This window comes from Enterococcus sp. R12 (genome assembly GCF_058135755.1).
Genome location: NZ_CM176874.1, coordinates 3,409,813 through 3,428,821 on the forward strand (window position 1 = coordinate 3,409,813; position 19,009 = coordinate 3,428,821).

Annotated in this window: 15 protein-coding genes; 3 read left to right on the plus strand and 12 right to left on the minus strand. The window is 38.8% G+C overall.

Annotation, left to right across the window (positions count from 1 at the left end; all coding sequences use genetic code 11):
• Positions 1–66: 66 nt before the first annotated feature.
• Positions 67–219, minus strand: coding sequence for a hypothetical protein (locus ACTW1R_RS15905; protein WP_489927328.1), 153 nt, complete (start codon positions 217–219; stop codon positions 67–69).
• A gap of 43 nt (positions 220–262) precedes the next feature.
• Here ACTW1R_RS15905 and ACTW1R_RS15910 point away from each other — a divergent pair, with 43 nt between their 5' ends.
• The gene (locus tag ACTW1R_RS15910; RefSeq protein WP_489927329.1) at positions 263–802 is read left to right on the plus strand and encodes a DUF1697 domain-containing protein; all 540 of its coding nucleotides are present in this window, start codon (positions 263–265) and stop codon (positions 800–802) included.
• Positions 803–1,234: 432 nt separating this feature from the next.
• Here ACTW1R_RS15910 and ACTW1R_RS15915 read toward each other — a convergent pair whose 3' ends face one another.
• From ACTW1R_RS15915 to ACTW1R_RS15960, 10 genes are all read right to left on the minus strand, one after another.
• Positions 1,235–2,104 (minus strand): ROK family protein, encoded by an 870-nt coding sequence (locus ACTW1R_RS15915; RefSeq protein WP_489927330.1) that lies wholly within the window; start codon positions 2,102–2,104, stop codon positions 1,235–1,237.
• A 51-nt stretch (positions 2,105–2,155) separates the two neighbouring features.
• Positions 2,156–3,148: a LacI family DNA-binding transcriptional regulator gene (locus ACTW1R_RS15920; protein ID WP_002323463.1), complete on the minus strand. Its 993-nt coding sequence runs from the start codon at positions 3,146–3,148 to the stop codon at positions 2,156–2,158.
• A 176-nt stretch (positions 3,149–3,324) separates the two neighbouring features.
• Positions 3,325–4,809 (minus strand): sucrose-6-phosphate hydrolase, encoded by a 1,485-nt coding sequence (locus tag ACTW1R_RS15925; protein WP_422705114.1) that lies wholly within the window; start codon positions 4,807–4,809, stop codon positions 3,325–3,327.
• Positions 4,810–6,417 carry an ABC transporter substrate-binding protein gene (locus ACTW1R_RS15930; RefSeq protein WP_002323465.1) on the minus strand — a complete coding sequence of 536 codons (1,608 nt, stop codon included), beginning with the start codon at positions 6,415–6,417 and terminating at the stop codon, positions 4,810–4,812. It lies immediately after the preceding gene.
• 48 nt (positions 6,418–6,465) lie between these two features.
• The gene (locus tag ACTW1R_RS15935) at positions 6,466–7,350 is read right to left on the minus strand and encodes a carbohydrate ABC transporter permease (protein ID WP_010748894.1); all 885 of its coding nucleotides are present in this window, start codon (positions 7,348–7,350) and stop codon (positions 6,466–6,468) included.
• A gap of 15 nt (positions 7,351–7,365) precedes the next feature.
• Entirely contained in the window at positions 7,366–8,358 is a 993-nt protein-coding gene (locus ACTW1R_RS15940) for an ABC transporter permease (RefSeq protein WP_005233042.1), read from the minus strand.
• Between the two features lie 677 nt (positions 8,359–9,035).
• The gene (locus ACTW1R_RS15945; protein WP_002323468.1) at positions 9,036–9,851 is read right to left on the minus strand and encodes a carbohydrate ABC transporter permease; all 816 of its coding nucleotides are present in this window, start codon (positions 9,849–9,851) and stop codon (positions 9,036–9,038) included.
• Entirely contained in the window at positions 9,848–10,729 is an 882-nt protein-coding gene (locus ACTW1R_RS15950; protein ID WP_115232999.1) for a carbohydrate ABC transporter permease, read from the minus strand. The genes ACTW1R_RS15945 and ACTW1R_RS15950 overlap by 4 nt, the downstream gene beginning before the upstream one ends.
• A gap of 22 nt (positions 10,730–10,751) precedes the next feature.
• On the minus strand, positions 10,752–12,047 hold the full coding sequence (locus ACTW1R_RS15955; protein ID WP_489927331.1) for an ABC transporter substrate-binding protein: 1,296 nt from the start codon (positions 12,045–12,047) through the stop codon (positions 10,752–10,754).
• Positions 12,044–15,091 (minus strand): glycoside hydrolase family 2 TIM barrel-domain containing protein, encoded by a 3,048-nt coding sequence (locus tag ACTW1R_RS15960; RefSeq protein WP_489927332.1) that lies wholly within the window; start codon positions 15,089–15,091, stop codon positions 12,044–12,046. Before ACTW1R_RS15960 ends, ACTW1R_RS15955 begins: the two co-directional genes overlap by 4 nt.
• Positions 15,092–15,344: 253 nt before the next feature.
• Here ACTW1R_RS15960 and ACTW1R_RS15965 point away from each other — a divergent pair, with 253 nt between their 5' ends.
• Together ACTW1R_RS15965 and ACTW1R_RS15970 are read left to right on the plus strand one after the other, a co-directional pair.
• Positions 15,345–15,563: a helix-turn-helix domain-containing protein gene (locus tag ACTW1R_RS15965; protein ID WP_015510596.1), complete on the plus strand. Its 219-nt coding sequence runs from the start codon at positions 15,345–15,347 to the stop codon at positions 15,561–15,563.
• Positions 15,564–15,640: 77 nt separating this feature from the next.
• On the plus strand, positions 15,641–15,865 hold the full coding sequence (locus tag ACTW1R_RS15970) for a helix-turn-helix domain-containing protein (RefSeq protein WP_489927333.1): 225 nt from the start codon (positions 15,641–15,643) through the stop codon (positions 15,863–15,865).
• Positions 15,866–17,644: 1,779 nt separating this feature from the next.
• On the opposite strand, the gene ACTW1R_RS15975 is transcribed toward ACTW1R_RS15970, so the two are convergent.
• Entirely contained in the window at positions 17,645–18,835 is a 1,191-nt protein-coding gene (locus ACTW1R_RS15975; protein ID WP_489927334.1) for an IS256 family transposase, read from the minus strand.
• Positions 18,836–19,009 lie beyond the last annotated feature (174 nt).

The window sequence follows — 19,009 nt, forward strand, 5'->3', positions numbered from 1 at the left end:
AAATAGAGAAAACAACTTAAAGTGCCCCTCACAAATTCGCTTGCTTTAGCAAATTTGTGAGGGGTATTACCATCTATAGGCTGTTTCTTCTTTTTTACTAATCAGCAGTGCAAAAATACGTACGCCACAGCCACTCCACCAATAAGCTTGCATTAATCGCTTCTCGCTCACGTATTTTGGGTAGCTGAGAAGCCAGGATTGTGCTTCTTCTCCATCCATTCTATAATCAGCTAAAAGAAGAGTTTTAAAGGAGGGGTTATCCATGCAACGATACATCGCTTTATTAAGAGGCATCAATGTCGGTGGAAAGAACAAAATATCTATGAAAGAATTGAAAGCCGGTTTTGAAGAACTGGGGTTTAGAGATGTGGTCACTTATTTGAATAGCGGCAATGTGATTTTTTCTAGCGAAGATGATGATCCACAATCCCTTGCCGAAATGATTAAAGCAATGATCAAACGGTACTTTTCCTTTGATATCGCTATTTATATCATTCGCCAAACAGATCTGCAGGAGCGCTTGGCCCATATACCTGACTGGTCAGGAACGGAAGATAAAACCATCTATGACAACCTGATCTTTTTGATGCCTTCACTGACCCACGAGGTGTTATCTGAAAAACTCGGGGCTCCAAATGCCGACCTTGAACAGGTTTTCCCTTACAAAGACGTCGTCTTCTGGTCTTACCTCCGCAAAGACTATCAAAAAACCAATTGGTGGAAAAAAACAGCCAGCACCAGCGTCGGCAAACAGATTACGATTCGGACTATCAATACCGTAAGGAAAATTGCGGAGCTGTGAGGAATAGCAAGCCTTCTAATAATTATAAAAACCGTCAGGTAGACTCTCCTGACGGTTTTCTTATAACATTCTAATGTCTAATTAGTTCTCGTTACTACTATTCGTGATGCGCTTTAATTGACGTTAAGTTTCTACGCAATCATCCCGACTAGAAGCAATAAACTACCGAGAAGAAGAATAGATTTTCACATCGTTTATTTCTATACTGAATATCTATGATAAAACAAAAATCAAGCATTAAGAAGCAATTTGAGACAACTAGACAATAGTATAGAACGAAAGAAAAAATTCTTATTCGCAACATTCGATTACGAAAAAGATACATATGAACATCTATTATTAGCCATCCTTTTTACTAGCTCACATTTTAGTTAACCTTTTTATCTATCCTAACTGCTATAAAAACTCTCTCGCACGTTCTTTAACATGCTGCTATTGTTCCAACTTCTTTATTGCTAAAGCTAAGCAGCCGATCAAACCTGCATCGTCAGCAAGCATTGGAGTTAGTAGGTATTCTTCAAGAGCAGGGGTATCCACATAGGAACCCATTTTTTCTTTAAACGCTTGGCGAATCAACTCGAGTAGTTGCGGCTGTTTCATTACACCCCCACCTAAAATTATTACTTCCGGTGCATATAGTAAAGTTGTGTTATACACACACTGAGCAAGATAATCTGCCTCAATCGCCCAATAAGGATGAGCAAATGAAATGGTCTGGGCTTTTCTTCCAAAGCGTTTTTCAATCGCGGGGCCTGAGGCTAACCCTTCCAAACAATCATGATGAAAAGGACAGATTCCTTCAAATTGATCTTCATTATGACGTTGTAAGAGCATATGTCCCATTTCAGGATGACTGAAACCTGTGACTATTTTTCCATCGACTACAGCACCACCACCAACACCAGTACCAACGGTGTAATAAAGAACACTATTTTTACCTTTTCCATACCCTGCCATATATTCTCCATAACAAGCAGCATTTACATCGGTAGTCCAATAGATGGGAACCGACAAGGCGTTTTCCAAAGCTCCTACAAAATGATAATTTTGCCAAGCTACCTTCGGAGTGTTGGTGATATATCCGTAAGTTCTTGATTCGATTTGAATATCAATTGGCCCAAATGCTCCTACACCAATTGATGCGATATTTCCTTTGTACTTATCAAAGAAATCAAACACTTGCTTCATCGTTTCTTCTGGTGTTGTGGTAGGAAAACTTTTCCGTTCTATCACTTGTAATTGTTCATTACCAATCCCACAGACAAACTTTGTTCCACCAGCTTCTATTCCACCATATAACATTTTATCTACACCTTTCATTCACTCATTTTCAAAAAAAGAAACGTATTTGCACTAAGCAAAATCGTTTCTCACTAAAGGTTTCGTTGTGCCACCTTCGCCAAATTCAATCGGCAATACGGTACGTTTTTCTACTGTCTCTCCATTAATGACAGCAATTAATTTTGCCACTGCCACTTCCGCCATTTGCTTTGTAGGTTGGGCAATTGTTGATACGAGATAAGGGTCTCCTTCTGTCATCTTTTGACCATCAAATCCGATAACTTGGACATCCTCTGGTACGTTTTTCCCTATTTTTTCAAGCATACCAATGACAGCTAATGCCATCGGATCGTTGATCGTAAAAATCCCATCGATATCGGGATTCTCTAACAAAAAATTTGTTACACGTTCTGAGAGATGGTCTAAAGGTTCTAACATATCTAACGCTTTATAGGAAATCCCCAGTTGACGGCACTCGATCTCAAAATATTTTCGACGACTCTTCGTTTCATTCGGTGTTTCTTGGTACCCACCGATATATGCTACATTCTGACATCCTCGGCGATAAAGTTCATTTGCAGCCAAACGTCCACCGGCCGCATTGTCAGCGGTCACATAAATCACCTCTTCAGTGAAATAACGGTCAATACTAACAAAAGGCAGATTACTCGAAATGTATTCATCGATATCTGAATAAGTAATTCCAATGATGCCGTCTACTTTATTTTGGCTGACCATCTGGATATATTCTTGTTCTTTTTCACTATTCCCACTGGAGTTACACAAATAAAGCTTGTAGTTTTGTCTTTCTAATGCTGTTTCTACATGGTAGGCAAATTCGCCAAAAAATGGATGCCATACAGTGGGTAGAATCAAAGCAACCGTATTCGTATGCTTCATCTTTAACCCCCGGGCATAAAAATCTGGTTGATAGTTTAACTCTGTCATTGCTGCTTCAACTTTTTCTCTAGTAGAAGCTTTAACAGAGCCGTTATTCAATACCCGGGAAACAGTTCCTACTCCGACACCTGCTAATTTTGCGACATCTTTCATTGTTGCTTTCATAGTTGATCCCTCACATTTCTGCACAAGTTTAGTATAATGAATTTTGTCATAAATTACTAATTTTTTCAAAATACTAATAGCAAAGTCATGGGAAATCTAGCTATCTGTTCTTTTCTAAAAATATTATCCTTCAAAACCTATTAAATAATTGATACACCGCCTAAGCAATCAAACATTTATTTCACACTCGCTGTTTCAAAAGCTTGAATACGACTTTCTCCAATCGAATGAAACAAGATATCTCGAGCTTTTTCCAGCTCATAGAAAGTAGCCGTCATAACTTCTAAACCATTAATAAAGACTTCAACTGATGAGGTATCTCTAAAAATCTCAAGAACGAGCTGATTATCAATCAAAGGTACTTCAACTTTTCGGACATTCAGAGATTCTTCTTCCGCCCCTGTAAGCTCTCTTCCTAGTTTCTGACGATCCAATTCAAAAACCTGTTTAGCAGTGTCATAAGTTAGTTTGAGACAATCCGTCTTAGACCGCAGTAATTCAATTGTAAAAACTTCTGCTTTCTCCAAATCTGCGACTAGATGTAAATATGAAGAATCCGACAGTGCGTTTCGAAATACGACTGATGTGTCAGTCACTGCGATATTTTCACTGCCTTGTTGATAAACTAAATGACTATATACAGTTGAGATGGGTTTTTGTACCAATCGATTTTTTTTCACTCTTAACTCTCGGGGCAAACTCATAGAGCCTGCCCAAAGATGGCCTAACTCATGTGTAGGCAATGTACGATCCCACATCTGCATCCAAGCAATCATCACCCGTCCACCATTAGGATCTGTTGTTGTTTGTGGTGCATAAAAATCCATTCCAAAATCCATTTCATGGAAATTATCAACTATCATCTGACCTGTTTCCCAGTTTACCTCACCAATACAAGCCATGGTAGAACTGATATTATGATATTCCAGTCCGTTCTTCTTGATTTGTATCGGAGACATGATTAAGACATCTCGTCCGTCTAAATGGAATAAATCAGGACATTCCCACATTATTCCTTGCTCTGAAGTCCCTTCTAGCAACACAGAGTAAAAGTGCCAAGTATACAAATCTGACGATTGAAACATCACTATTCTACCAGTAGACTGTGTAGATTTAGTAGCTACTACCATATAGTAAGCATCGTTGTGAACAATTACTTTAGGATCACGAAATTCTTGTATCAGCCCATTTTCACCTAGCTGTTTTTCTGCTACCACAGGATTACCATTGTATTTGCTAAAATGAATACCATCTTCAGAGACCGCCAAACATTGATGCTGATGGCTAATACCATCAATTTCTTGACAGCCTGTATAAAATAAATATAGTTTTCCGTCTCTTTCAATTGCACTTCCTGAGAAACACCCGTCGCTGTCATAAGGTTGATCTGGGGCTAACGCTACTGGTAGATCTTCCCAATGGACCAAATCACTACTGCGCGCATGTCCCCAATGCATGGGCCCCCATCGACTATCGTAAGGATAGTATTGATAGAAGAGATGGTAATGCCCTTTGTAATATATAAACCCATTGGGGTCATTTATCCACCCAATGGGTGCGGAAAAATGATAGTTTTGTCGATACTGAGGGTTAACTTTTCCTCGCATCATTTCAATAAATCGATTTGCTTTATCCAAAATCGCCGTTTCTTCTACTAACACTTATTGTGCTCCCTTCAAAAAATTATCATAGCCAGTTTGTTTTATTTGAATCCATTCTTCCAAACCTACACGTTCCAATTCAGCAAGGTATTCTTCCCATTCTTCATCGATTTTACCGCCGGTGATCCACTCTGCTCTTTTGCGATAGATGTAATCCCACATATCTGTTTCAATTTTTGCTAATCGATCTGTTTCTTCTTTTTCTAAAAAGACACGTGGATAGATATTGTCTTCTGTAATATATGGCAAATACGTGTCATGCATCAAATCTAAACGCCACTTCGCATCATCTGGCATAGTAGTGACTGTGCCGTAATAAGAATCAAGAACTGCTAATGGTCCTCCAGCTTCGGTTTTTTGTCTTAGTTCCCCCGGTGCTGTCCCCTCTAAAGGCAAATGTTTTAACATACCATCCTTTAATTCAAAAATATTCGCCTGTGCTTCATCACCGTAGGTTCCCCAGTTATTTTGGACAGACTGTAACGGTTCATACATTTTATCTATCCACCTAGCTGTAAGTTCCAAGTTTTTATTCGCACTAGTAATTACGAAACGATCTCTTGAGAAACCCATGCCATTCGTACGAGTAACGTGTTTCGTTCCATCTGGTCCCGCTAAGACTGGCAAGACGTCATAACTATCATCTGCACCCGTGATATTTGCTTTATCCCAAGTAAAGTACACGCCATACTTATGTTCTTTCCCTTTGGCAACATACGTATTCCAATCTTGTTCGAAAGCCTCTTTATCAATAAGACCTTTATTATTCATTTCATTGAAATATTTGATGGCTTCTTTATACCCTTCTTTGTTAGCAGTAAATTGTACCTGGCCATCGTTATCAACGACTAAGTGGTCATCATTATCACCTAGACCGAATGCCCCCATTAAAAATTTTAAGTCTTCGTTTCCTCCATTGTTAATAAAGCTAAAAGGAATTTCATCTGCTTCACCATTACCATTTGGATCTTGCGTCTTGAAAGCCTCCAACACAGTCATCAACTGATCAGTGGTTTGCGGCATTTCAAGACCCAAATTATCCAACCACTCCTTGTTGATCCAAGCCATCCCATTTACTGTATGAATCGACTCTTTTCCTTCGCCTAATTCTTCAATCCAAGGCATAGAGTAAATGTGACCATCAGGTGCAGTAGACATTTGTCGGTATTCGGGGTTTTCATCAAAAATTTTCTTCAGATTTGGCATATAATCTTCGATCAAATCTTCAATCGGTACAATAACACCACTTTCCGCCCAGTTTAATAAATCATAGTCACCTGCAGCGGCGTTGAAGATGGCATCTGGTAAATCACCACTAGCGATATCCAAATTTCTTTTTTCGGCAAAATCACTACTGTAGTTTGTCCAATCAATATGGAGATTGGTCTCTTCTTCTAATCGTTGGAAAATCAATTTGTCATTAGGATCATTGGGCGCCAAAGGGGCACTTTGAGACATCATTTTTAAAGATACTTTTTCTTTCAATGGAAAAGAGACATTTTCTAGTTCATAATCAGGGCTTGATGTACTCTTTTCTTTTGAGCCTCCACAAGCCCCCAAAATTAGTACGGAAGTAAAAACGATTGGCAGCATCCATTTTGCTTTCATCTTAAAATCTCCTTTATAATTTTTATTCATACAAATAGTGAACAATTCTTACCCTTTAACAGAACCAACTAAAACACCTTTATCAAAGTATTTTTGGAAGAAAGGATACATTATGATTAATGGCAGACTAGAAATGACGATCGTTGCGTATTTGATCAACTCAGCAATTTGTTTCATTTCTGCCATGGCTGTATTGGCTCCCACCATGTCTTGTGAGGGTTGGTTTTGGATCAAAATATTTCTTAATACGAGTTGCAACGGCTGTAAGTCGGGATCTTTGATATAGATCATGGCATCAAAATATGAGTTCCATTGCCCAACAAAGGCATATAAAAACAATACGAACATAATTGGTTTAGCTAATGGAAGCATGACTTTGAACAGTATTTGCAAGTCATTGGCGCCATCGATAGTAGCAGCTTCAGAAAGTTCTTTTGGCAAAGCACTAAAATAGGTACGCGCTAAGATAATATTCCACACATTTATAGCACCTGGTATGATAATCGCCCATACACTATCTAACATGCCCAAGTTCTTTACCAATAAATAGGTAGGTATCAAGCCGCCACCAACGAACATTGTAATGACAAAAAAAGTCATAATAATCTTTTTCCCAGCCAAGTTAGGTCGAGATAAAGGATACGCAGTGATCATCGTAATAAATACAGTCAATAAGCTGAAGCTAAAAGAGTAAAACAACGAATTTACAAAACCGCGTAAAATGGAATCATCTGCAAATACCCGTTGATATCCTTGTATTGTCCAATCTTTCGGATTGAAGCTTATACCTTTATTGATCAAAGTAGCTGGGTCCATAAAAGAAGCTACCAGTACATAAATCAGCGGAACAATGGTGATGACGACTAAAAAAGTTACAATCACTCGATTCAACCATAAGATTTGACGGTCGATTTTTGATAAAGCACTATTCATAATTTTCTCCTTTCATTACAAGCCTTGACCATCGTTTAGCCGCTTGGTTATATTGTTGACAATCAGTAATAAAACGACATTAATAATCATATTGAACAGACCAACAGCAGCAGAGTAGGCATAATCACCTGATTGCAAGCCGACTTTGTATACATAAGTGGAAATGATTTCTGATGCAGGGATGTTCATTGAAGTTTGCATCAAGTAGGCTTTTTCATATCCTACATTCATAATACCGCCGGCGGCCAAGATGAAGCTGATCACCATCACAGGCCTCAATGCAGGCAAATCGATATGCCAAATCTTTTGTAAAATATTTGCCCCATCGATATTTGCTGCCTCATATAAATCGGTACTGACTCCCGCCAGTGTTGCGGTGTAAAGAATGGATGACCAGCCGATTCCTTGCCAAATTCCCGATAAAATATAAATCGTTCTGAAATAAGCTGGATTAGACATGAACATAATTGGTTGCCCCGTAACCTTTTCTACTAACCCATTAATAGGTCCATTTGCGGATAGGAACAAAAACAGCATCCCCACGATAATAACTACTGAGATAAAATTCGGCGCATATAGAATCAACTGGATTTTCTGTTTTATTTTTTTATTGATAATTTGATTCAAGCTCAGTGCTAAAATAATTGGTGGAAAAAAACCTAACAATAAACCATATATGCTAATTTTTAATGTGTTGCTCAGCAAAAGCGTAAAATTTGGTGAACTGATAAATTCCCTAAAGTGATCTAGTCCTACCCAAGGACTTTCCAAAATTCCTAGCATAGGATTATAGTCTTTAAATGCAATCACAGCACCGTACATTGGCACATACTTAAAGATAAACGTCATGATGATACCTGGTAAGAGCAACAAGTACATCCACTTATCACGCCGCAACTGTTTCTTTAATTTTTCCCACTTCGAGATATTTTTTTTATCCCGTTGTACCGCCCTTATCTCACCACCTGGTCCCAATGTCTTTTCCAATTCAATCTCCTCCCAATACATTTTAGAAACGTTTCCATTTTCGTTTAAAAAAATAAAAATTTAACGAAGATACTTTTTTGGAAACGTTCCCACTATTTTCGTTTATAGATTACCATAGCCATTTTTTTAAGTCAATATTTTTTTGTAATTATTCTTTCACTCACACTAAGCTTCCTTCAATTCATTTATGGTTTACGAGAATTGTTAAAAATTAATGATCTCGATTATTTCATTAATCCTATTTCTCTCAACTTTTCTAGCATTCTTCTTTTATGAGTTTACTTATCACAACTTGCATTCCCTAATCTCTTTTCTAACAATCATTCACTGTTTAACCGTTCCAATCGGAAGATTATCTGGTTAATTATTTAAAAATAGCTCGGATTCACATTTATTTTTTGCTTTTTAACTAACTAAAAGCGAAAAGATAAGAGTTAGATATGTAAATGTATATAAGGTTAGGAGCTGTTAGATGAGCTTTTTAGGGGAATCTTGGAAAACTAAGATCGCCAATCAGGATTGAAAAAAAATGCAGGAATTAGGAGTATTCACTTTTCATCCGCCAACTGAAAGAAATTAGCGAAAAAAGAGTAAACTCACAAAAATTGTGAATTTACTCCAAATCGATATACGGCTCTTCTTTTATGGAATCAAATTTTCTAACGATGAGCTAATCGTTTCTCGCATATAGCTTCTCCCTACTTCACCGATCCCAACATCCCAGCCACAAAATACTTTTGCAGCGAGAAGAAGACCACCATTGTTGGCAGAGTTGCGATCACGATTGCTAACATCATTAAGCCATAATCTGGATTATTGGCGGCGCCGATGGCAGAAATCATCAGGGGAAAGGTTTGCTTTTCTGGTGATTGAAGGGTGATCAACGGCCACAGGTAGCTGTTCCAACTGTTGATGAAGGTAATGATGGCAGCTGCCGCATAAGTTGTTTTCATAGTTGGCATGTATATTCGGAAAAACAAGCCTAGCTCCGAAAGGCCATCCATCCGCCCTGCTTCAAGCAGTGACTTGGAAAACATTTTTGTGTTTTGTCTGAAAAAGAAAATCAGAAATGCGGTCGATAATGTTGGCAAAATGACTGAAGCTACTGTATCGAGTCCAATAAAAGGAATCGTCGTTGAAAAGCTACCGAACATTCGAAACAGCGGAATCATGGTGGCGGCAAAAGGCAACATCATCGACAAGAGTAACATATTAAAAAGCATATTTTTTAATCGGCTTTGATAGATCTCAAATCCGTAGCCGGCCAACGAAGCGATCGTCACGGATAAAATCGTCTGTAACAACGCAATTCTTGCACTATTAAAGAATACTTGTTTCAAGTCATAGGTTGCGACTAGGTTACGCCAGTTTTCTAGCAAATGGGTACTTGGCAATAGTTTGCCTTGCATGATATTTACGGTAGGATTGGTGATACTCACTAACATGAAATAAAAGGGAAAGGCAAACAGAATGGTAAAAACACCCAAAAATACATACGTGCCTACTTTTTTCATTTTTCCTCTCCTCCGATCTTAAATTGGATCATGGAAAAGAAGATGACCATGACGACAATGGCATAGGAAACTGCAGAGGCGTAGCCAAAATCTGGTGTATAGCGAAAAGAAAGATTATAAATATATTGGGAAATCGTCGATGTGGCGTTTCCTGGTCCACCTTGGGTCAAATTCATCGGTTCATCAAATAACTGTAGTGTGCCAATCGTTGAGGTCACGGCTGAAAACAAAATGACTGGCTTCAGCAAAGGGACGGTGATTTTAAAAAACTGTTTGGTCGGAGAAGCGCCATCGATTCTAGCAGCTTCATAAATTGCTGGGTCAATGTTTTGCAAAGCCGATAAAAAGAAAATCATATTGTAGCCGGTCCAGCGCCAAGTGATGGCTAAAATGATAATGACTTTTGCCCAAAAGGGACTAGAGAAAAAGGCGATCGGCTCAGAGACAATCGACAGTCTCACTAAAAGGGCGTTCACCACGCCATTTGTTGCAAACAGTGATTTAAAGACCATGGAGTATGCGACTAATGAAGTCACTGCTGGTAAAAAAATGATCGTCCGAAACAGGCCTTTCAGCTTTAGGGTTTTCTGATTGAGCTGGACGGAAAAGAACATGGCCAACAAGACCATGACAGGCACTTGAAAGCCCAAAAAGATCAAGGTATTTTTCGTGGCTGTCAAAAAGGTTTGATCCGAAAACAGCCGCCGATAATTTGCGAGTCCGCTAAAGGTCAGCCCGGTGCCGCTTCCTGATTGCAAGGATAATAGAAACGCTTGGATCATTGGATAAAAAGAGAAAAAGAAGATTAAGAGTGTCGGGATAGCAATAAACAGCCACCCCGTGATCACTCCTTTTTTATAAAATAATTTATTTTTCATCGTACATGCCCCTCAGTCCGTATTAATTCAATTGATTGTCAGCAATCATTTGCGTATTTTTTAAGACCTCATCCAAATCTGCTCCATTGACATAGTCCAAAAAGCCTTGATTCATGATGTCTTCCAACGCATATGTGTTTTTCCCAAAGTTTACTGAAGGAATTTCATTTGCCCAGTTCATGAAATCTTGATAGATAGCCTGATCATCAAAGAAAGGATCTGGTGCATGATACGCATCTCCTTGTGAAGCGGGAACGTAAGAACCGATTGCTCCGACGGTTTGAATCAGCTCTTCGTAAAAGGCGATATTTTTGCCGAATACGTCTGCAATATAGCTCAGGGCTTCTTCTTTCCCATCGATATCTAACACATAAATTGACGAACCTCCGAGATTGGTCGCATTGACAGAACCTTCGATCGATTCTTGCTTCGGTACGGGAACGACTGCCCAATCGCCACTTTGGCTTTCTTCTGCTTTCACCGATGGCGTGATCCAGTTGCCTTGTAAAACGCCCGCTACTTCGCCGCTGTTAAAACCTGCTAGCATTTGGTCCCAGCCATTGTGCGTTGTCATTACTCCTGAATCAAGCAGCATTTTCAAATCCTCAATCCCTTGTTTCAAAGAAGGATTGCCGTCAATAAACGGCGTTTCACCATCCTCTGCGGTATACCAATAACCACTGGAATGCATCATCATCCGCAAGTGTCCTAGATCATTCATATCGATGGACAGCAATGGTTTGCCAGTTGCTTCTTTCACACGGATCCCCAATTCATTAAAGGTTTGCCAAGTGATATTGGTGAAATCTGACAGCTCCAAGCCCGCTTCTTCAATGATCGATTTTCGCAAGTAAACGCCTGCTACCCCTGAATCAAACGGCATCCCATACTGCTCGCCATCGATCGAAGACACCTCGATTTTGTAATCCATAAAATCGTCAACATTTATATACTCAGTCAATGGAACGAAATACTCTGGAAACACTTCTAAAAAATTACGAGCGCGAAAATCTTCAATCAAGACGATATTAGGCAATCCTTGGGTACTGCCTGAACTAAAGATGGTATTCATTTTTTGTACGCTGTCTTGTTGGGAAATCTCAGTGACATTGATTTTAAAATCAGGGTTTTCTTCTTGATGGTATGATTCCGCCAACTCAAAGGCTGCGATATTGAATTTTGGGTCCCACGCCCAAATGGTGATTTCCTCTGCGCCGTTTTGATCGCCCCCCTCACGCTCTGGCGTATCGCTGCCATTCCCACAAGCAGCTAAGCCTCCTAGTCCTATCATTGCCATACATAAAGCTATTTTTTTCATTGTTTTGCTCCTTCCACTTTTTTTTGATAATTCATATGAAAATCAAAGGCAAATGCCTGATTTTTTAATAAATACTTCGGTAAAATGCCGGGACCGCAACTGGCACTTCCTAATCCTTGCACCCCATAGTCAATGTTGAGGGCAACTGCATCGCTGGTTTCTAATTGATTGGCATGGGTCGCTTGTTCCAAATTGTTCTGGGTGTAGTGATGCACACTAAAATTCAACGATTTGCTGAAAATAGTCAGTCCCGCTCCAGAAGGCTTAGACAAACGGAAGAATTTGGTCTTCATGCGGTTGCCATTTTCTTGCGGCCGCACATACGGCGTGTGCATCTCTGGAACGGTTCTTTCCCACCAATCGAAAAACCCGCTTTGGCAACTATCAGGATAGGTTTCATGCGGCCCAAGTCCCAGCCACTGCACGTTCTGATGTTCTTTATCCATCATCAGCTGCACACCGATTCGCGGCAGGGTTTTCGGCCCGTTGCCAAACGGGGTTCCTTGGACTGCTACACGAATATCGCCTGCCAATGAAAGCAGATACGTAAAGGACAATTCAATTCCCCAGTCGAGAGAAATAGGCATGCTGTTGCGGCGAATCTCGACTTTTATTTCATCAGGGCGCTGTTCATAGGTAAAGGCGAGCACACGCTCCTTTAAGTGGCGAATACGAAACGCTTCCCATTCCTTGGCGATGCTTGCCGAACCAAACTCTTCACTACCTAACAAGTCGTTGTCAGTCGGTGCCCGCCAAAAGTTCATTTCAAGCGGTTCAGTAAGCAAGGCTTGCCCTTCGATGAGCCACTGGCTCAAGGTACCTGTTTTCTTATGAAAAATATAGGTCTGCTTAGCCAAAGTAATCCTCAGTTCATCGGCCGTTTCTGAACAGTGAAAGGCATCCGCTTTAGGTATTTGTACGCTTTTTACTGGTTGATCAATGATGGCTTGTTCCCAAGCAATTGCGTGTTCTAAAGACAAATCTGGCGCACTTTCTTCAAAGAAAAACAGCGTGACCACTGCCTGTGCTCTTCCTGCTAAGCTCAGCGTAGCTTCTTCTGGTAGGGAAATGATCGTTTCTTCCTGAGGCAGGAGATCGATTCTTGGCAACTCTTGTAAGAAAATCACCTGATCGTCTTCTTTGATTTGCAGGACTGGCTGTAAAGACGCTAAATTTCGAAAGTCGAAACGGTTAGTGATGCGACAGGTCTGTTCTGAGAGCTGGAAGGTGATTTTGACAGGCTGAATCACTTTCTTATACTCAAACAATGCTGGCGATGGCGTACGATCTGGAAATAGTAATCCATCAATCACAAAGTTGCCATCATGGATTTCCTCTGCGAAATCACCGCCATACTTGTAGTACGTTTCACCAGAAACGCGATCTATGCTCTTGATGCCATGGTCGATCCATTCCCAAATAAAGCCGCCTTGCAACCGAGGATAGCGATAAAACAATTCCAGATAATCACTCAATCCACCGGGACCATTGCCCATCGCATGACCATATTCACATAAGATATGCGGTTGTGTTAGTGAACGTTCCCCCTGTTCTGCCATTTCGCCAACAGATGTATACATAGTCGAAACGACATCAGATGCTTGGCACGCTTGCCATTCTCCCAAGGCTTTCAAGTGCCGTGCTTCTCCTTCATAATGAACCAGACGACTGGGATCTAATTCCTTGATCAGCTGCGCCATCTTCAAATGGTTTTTCCCATAGCCAGACTCATTTCCTAACGACCAGAAAATGATCGAAGGATGGTTTCTATTTTTTTCGACCATTCTTTTTGCTCGGTCTAAATACGTCGGCAACCATTCCTCACTACTGCTCAATTCATTGATCCTTTGGGTGATATCCATCCCATGGGTTTCAATGTCTGCTTCGTCAATGACGTACAGCCCATAACGATCACACAGGTGATAAAAACTTGTGTCTGCTGGGTAATGAGAACACCGTACAGCATTGATATTAAATGCTTTCATCATCTGCACATCTTGTTCCATCGTCTCAACTGTCAGACTTCTACCAGACTCACAATGCCATTCATGGCGATTGACGCCCTTTAGCACCACCCGCTTTCCATTAATTTGGAAAATACCGTCAACTATGGAAATCTGTCTAAAGCCGACTTGGAACGGAATGACCTCCAACAGTTCCTCGCCTTGATACTGTTTCACCAACAGATGGTATAGATATGGTTCTTCTGCGTTCCAAGGAATTATCCCTTCAATGGTTGCGGAAATCGTCCAATCCGCTTTTGCTCCTCTTTGGGTTTTCTCAGCTTTCTTTAAAACGGTTACATTTTCTTGATCTAGCAATTCGATTTCTATCGTTCTTTCTAACTGCTCTGGCATTGTAGGCTGAAAGAAAAGCGAAACTTCCAAGATGCCATCTTTGTATTGATTGCATAAATCTGCTTGGATCGTTACATTTTGAATCGACTGCGGCTTACGGGAAAACAAGTAGATTTCTCTAAAAATTCCGCCAAGCCACCACATATCTTGATCCTCGACATAGCTCATCGCGCTCCATTGTTTCACCTTTACACTAAGCACATTTTTGCCCTTTTGAAGATAGGGTGTGATATCAAACTCAGAGACCAAGCGACTGCCGGTGCTGTAGCCGACATACTGATCATTCACATGCACTTCAAACACCGATTCCACACCTTCAAAGTGGAGCACATGTTCAAGATCAATGTCCTCCACAATAAATGCTTTTCGATAAAAGGCAGTTGGATTCTCCATCGCAACAAATGGCGGATCGATTGGAAAAGGATACTGAACATTCGTATAAATCGGTTTTCCATGCCCTTGAAACTGCCAATGAGCAGGTACCTCGATTTTTTGTTCATACACAACTTGATTTTCTGCCTCACCCAAATAAAAATCCCACAGACCATTTAATGACTGATACCCAAAAGATGCCTGTGGATCTCCTTGCATAGCTGCTGCGACCGTTTCATAGCTAAAAAAACTGGTTCGAGGCGATAAGCGGTTTTCATGTAGTATTGTTGGATTGAATATTTTTTCTTGAAACATAGCTTCCTCCTGATGCGTTTCGTCCTGTCTGTAACAACAAAGTGACTTCTCCTCTATATGGTCCCCTCTTTAAAGATGGCAATTACATAGAGATAAATTTGTTTCTGCTTTTCAAGTACTCCCTCCTTTCATTTCCTATGTAAGTTACTAAATATATTGATATTTAACAGAAAACCCAAAACAATTATGCGTTTAACGCATAATATGCCGCAGCACAAAATTACTCACCTAAAATAAGGTTGAGGTGATTTTTATGTATCATAGAATTCGTGACTTACGCGAAGATAAAGACTTGAATCAAGAACAACTTGCTAAACTGCTGAATATCAGCCAAACAACTTACTCCCGCTATGAGTCAGGAAAATTAGACATTCCTACCCAATCTCTGATCAAACTTGCAGATTTTTATTCTACTAGCGTCGATTACTTGCTTAATTTAACAGACCATCAAAAGCCTTATCCTCGTAACTAACAACATAATATGCGTAAAACGCATAAAAGTCAATATGCGATAAGAGCATAATTTAGAATAGTATCGAGGTGACGTGAATGTTTCAGAGAATCCGCGATCTGCGCGAAGACAACGATTTAACCCAACACCAGATTGCTACTCTTTTAAATATTTCACAGTCAACGTATTCTCGGTATGAGAACGGTGAGTTAGAGATTCCTATTCAAACGTTGATAAATTTAGCAAATTATTATAATACTAGTATTGATTATTTGGTAAATATGACTGATGTAAGAACTTCTTACAAAGCCAGTGAGCACTGATACCGAAAATTCATTGTGATAACTCTTTTAAATCATTATAAGAGATGAGTAAACGTTCATTAATCCAGTTCTTCCTCTCCGATTTTCGGTTTATATTAAAAAAGACACTTCCCCCAAAATGGTATGGCTTTTTTCGCTGATATAATAATGTTTGTAACGTTTTTAAAACTGTGAAGCTTTACGAGCTTTCTTAAGACCTCGATCGATCTATCGGCTTTTGAATAAGCTACAAAAACTTCTACTATCAAAAAATATAGGCAGATTTATCTATTAGAATTTAATCTGGTTTATAAAACTTTGAAATTAATGGTGTCAATTTTTTAAATAAATTTTGCGAGCTGAAACAAATACTTAATCAAATTAGCACTACTAAAAAATTTATATCGGTTTCTTTCAAACTATTATGTAAATACAAAATTTATACTTCATACATTAGATCTAGGAATTATAAACTAATTTTCACATAATATAATACATATAATCAGTTCAACTAGATAGCCTTGGATAGCAAAATAATATATCTTATGTAAACCAATTGAAAAGAAATCTTCCTTTTTAAATAACCTGTTTCATGCGACAAAACAAGCAATAATTTTAATACGAATAATTGTTATCTTACTTCGTCTTCATAACCATTAAATATCAAATTTAAAGCATAAATTAATCGCTTGTGAAATTAGAAACAAGTATTTTTTTTTACTCATTCATTATGAATATTTTCCTAAACATTTAAAAAAAACGCTATTAAATCAGTGTTTTAAAAAAAAGCAAACTGTATAAATTGAAGATAAACACTAACTATAGTGTATTAAACAATCACAAACACAATATATAGTGTTTTTAGTTTGACAATCTTTCTGAATCACTTATACTGATACTGTAGCAGAAATAAGGTGATATATTTTGGACCTTTTCATTATACATCATCTGTTAAAATCTAAATGCCAAGCGGTAGCTGTCTGAGCCACAATAGTGGCCGATACGAACTATATTCGTAAAGGAGATGGTTAAATGGTAAATTTAGATGATATTTATAGAATCGCAAATATAATGTCCGTGCTTATACTTGCACTCGATAGATTAGCAAGACTATATATAGATCTGAAATCAAACAAATAGATCATCCGTTAATACCTACTAAAGTTCAACGGTTGACCTATCTGTTTTTGGATTTAAAGTTGTAAATGTCGCTTGCTACCGCAGCGTTGCTGCTACACTGAGTTCAAAGATATTACCAGTATCTTTGAACTTTTTTTGTACTTGTTATAAGATAAATAGTAAGAATTAAATCAAAACTAAATATAAAGCTTTTTTTAACCTAAATTTTACCACAAGAAATTTCGATTTAACTATTCTATTTAATACAAATAAAGTATACCACTTTAATGCACCAGATACCAATTAAAAAATTACATACCTTGAAACAAATAATGTTTCATTTCTTGCACCATGTATTAATTAAAAATGTTATACCTGTTTTAGTGTATTTTAAAATATAAGTTTTGAATCTAAAGCTTTTTACATTATCACTTATGAAACGTTTTTTTTCAACTAATTAATCTTATTTTTTTTCTTACTTAAAAAGGGAAACATTTTCTAAAAATAAATGCTCAAATCGAGTGAATTTATCTTTTAGAAAATTTCTGTTTAATACTTATTATAAATTTATGGGAAGTTTTTTGTGGTACATATAAGAGTAGATTTATTATATTATATTGACTTCTGTTAGGGAGCGTCAATAATTTTGTGTAAATGGTTCTTTCCTACTGTAGATTGTTTCTAATTCTCCATCGGTTGACTCAGCATTTGTTCGAGCTCGCCTTCGGCCTGTTGGAAACCTTTATGACTGCGACCTAGGAATTTTTGGTTGTAAGTATCAAAAGACGAGACTAAGAAACGTTCCATCGACTCTTCATTTTGGAACTGTTCCTTGCGGTGGCTGTATTTCTTGATTTGCTTATTAAAGGATTCAATCAAGTTCGTAGAGTAAATAGTCTTGCGTATGGCTAATGGGAAATCATAGAAAGTGAGCAGGTAATCGTTCGAAAGGATCGATTCCACCATTTTTGGATAGCTGGTTTTCCATTTTTCCGCAAAAGCACCACGTGCTTCCAATGCCGCCTTTTTAGATGACGCTTGATACACCATTTTAAAATCATCACAGACTTCCTTACGATCATCGACACGCACTTTGTGATTGATATTACGGGAAACGTGCACACAGCAATGTTGAAAACGGGCTTTGGGGTAGAACCGCTGCACGGCCCCTGCCATCCCCTTTAAGCCATCCGTGATGAAAAGGAGGACGTTTTTCACGCCACGTTCCTGGAGGTCTATTAAAATCTCTTCCCAAATCGTGATAGATTCAGTTGGTGCAATCGCATAGCTCAACACTTCCTTTGAACCGTCCGGGCGAATGCCAAATGCAATATGAATGGCTTCCTTGGCGACGGTTTTCCGCTTTAAAGGGATATAGGTTGCGTCCATATAAATAGCGGCATAACGGTCATGAAGCTCACGTTCCTTAAATGAAGTGACTTCTTCCGTAAATGATTTAGTCATATTGGACATGGTTTGGGGCGTGTAGTGATGCCCATACATTTTCTCAATCAAGTCTGCGATTTCCGACATGGTAATACCTTTTCGGAAGAGGTGAATGACGGTCTCCTCTAAGGTATCATTCGTCCGTCTATAAGCAGGAACAGTCTGTTGCTTGAACTCGCCGTTGCGGTCACGCGGAATCTGGAGATGAAGTTCCCCGTACTCGGTCTTGACCGTACGGTCATAGGAGCCGTTACGAGAATTACCCGTGTTAAAACCAATGCGATCGTACTTTTCGTAATCGAGGAAAGCCGTTAACTCCGTTTTGAGAAGCGTATTGACAGCTTTTTCCAAATGGACACGGAATAATTCATTCAAATCGCCTTTGTTCGCTAGAGTCTTTAGAATTTCTGTAGTAAAATCGTTCATATGGAAGTCCTCTTTTCTGTGAATGTGTTGTGGTAACTCTATTCTACAGAAGGGACTTCCTTTTTTCTATTTACACAAAATATTTTACACTCTCCTAAATCATACTAGCACCAACCTTTAAATATTAATTCAGGTTGTTTATAAGTACTTATTTCACTAATTCTAAAATATTTT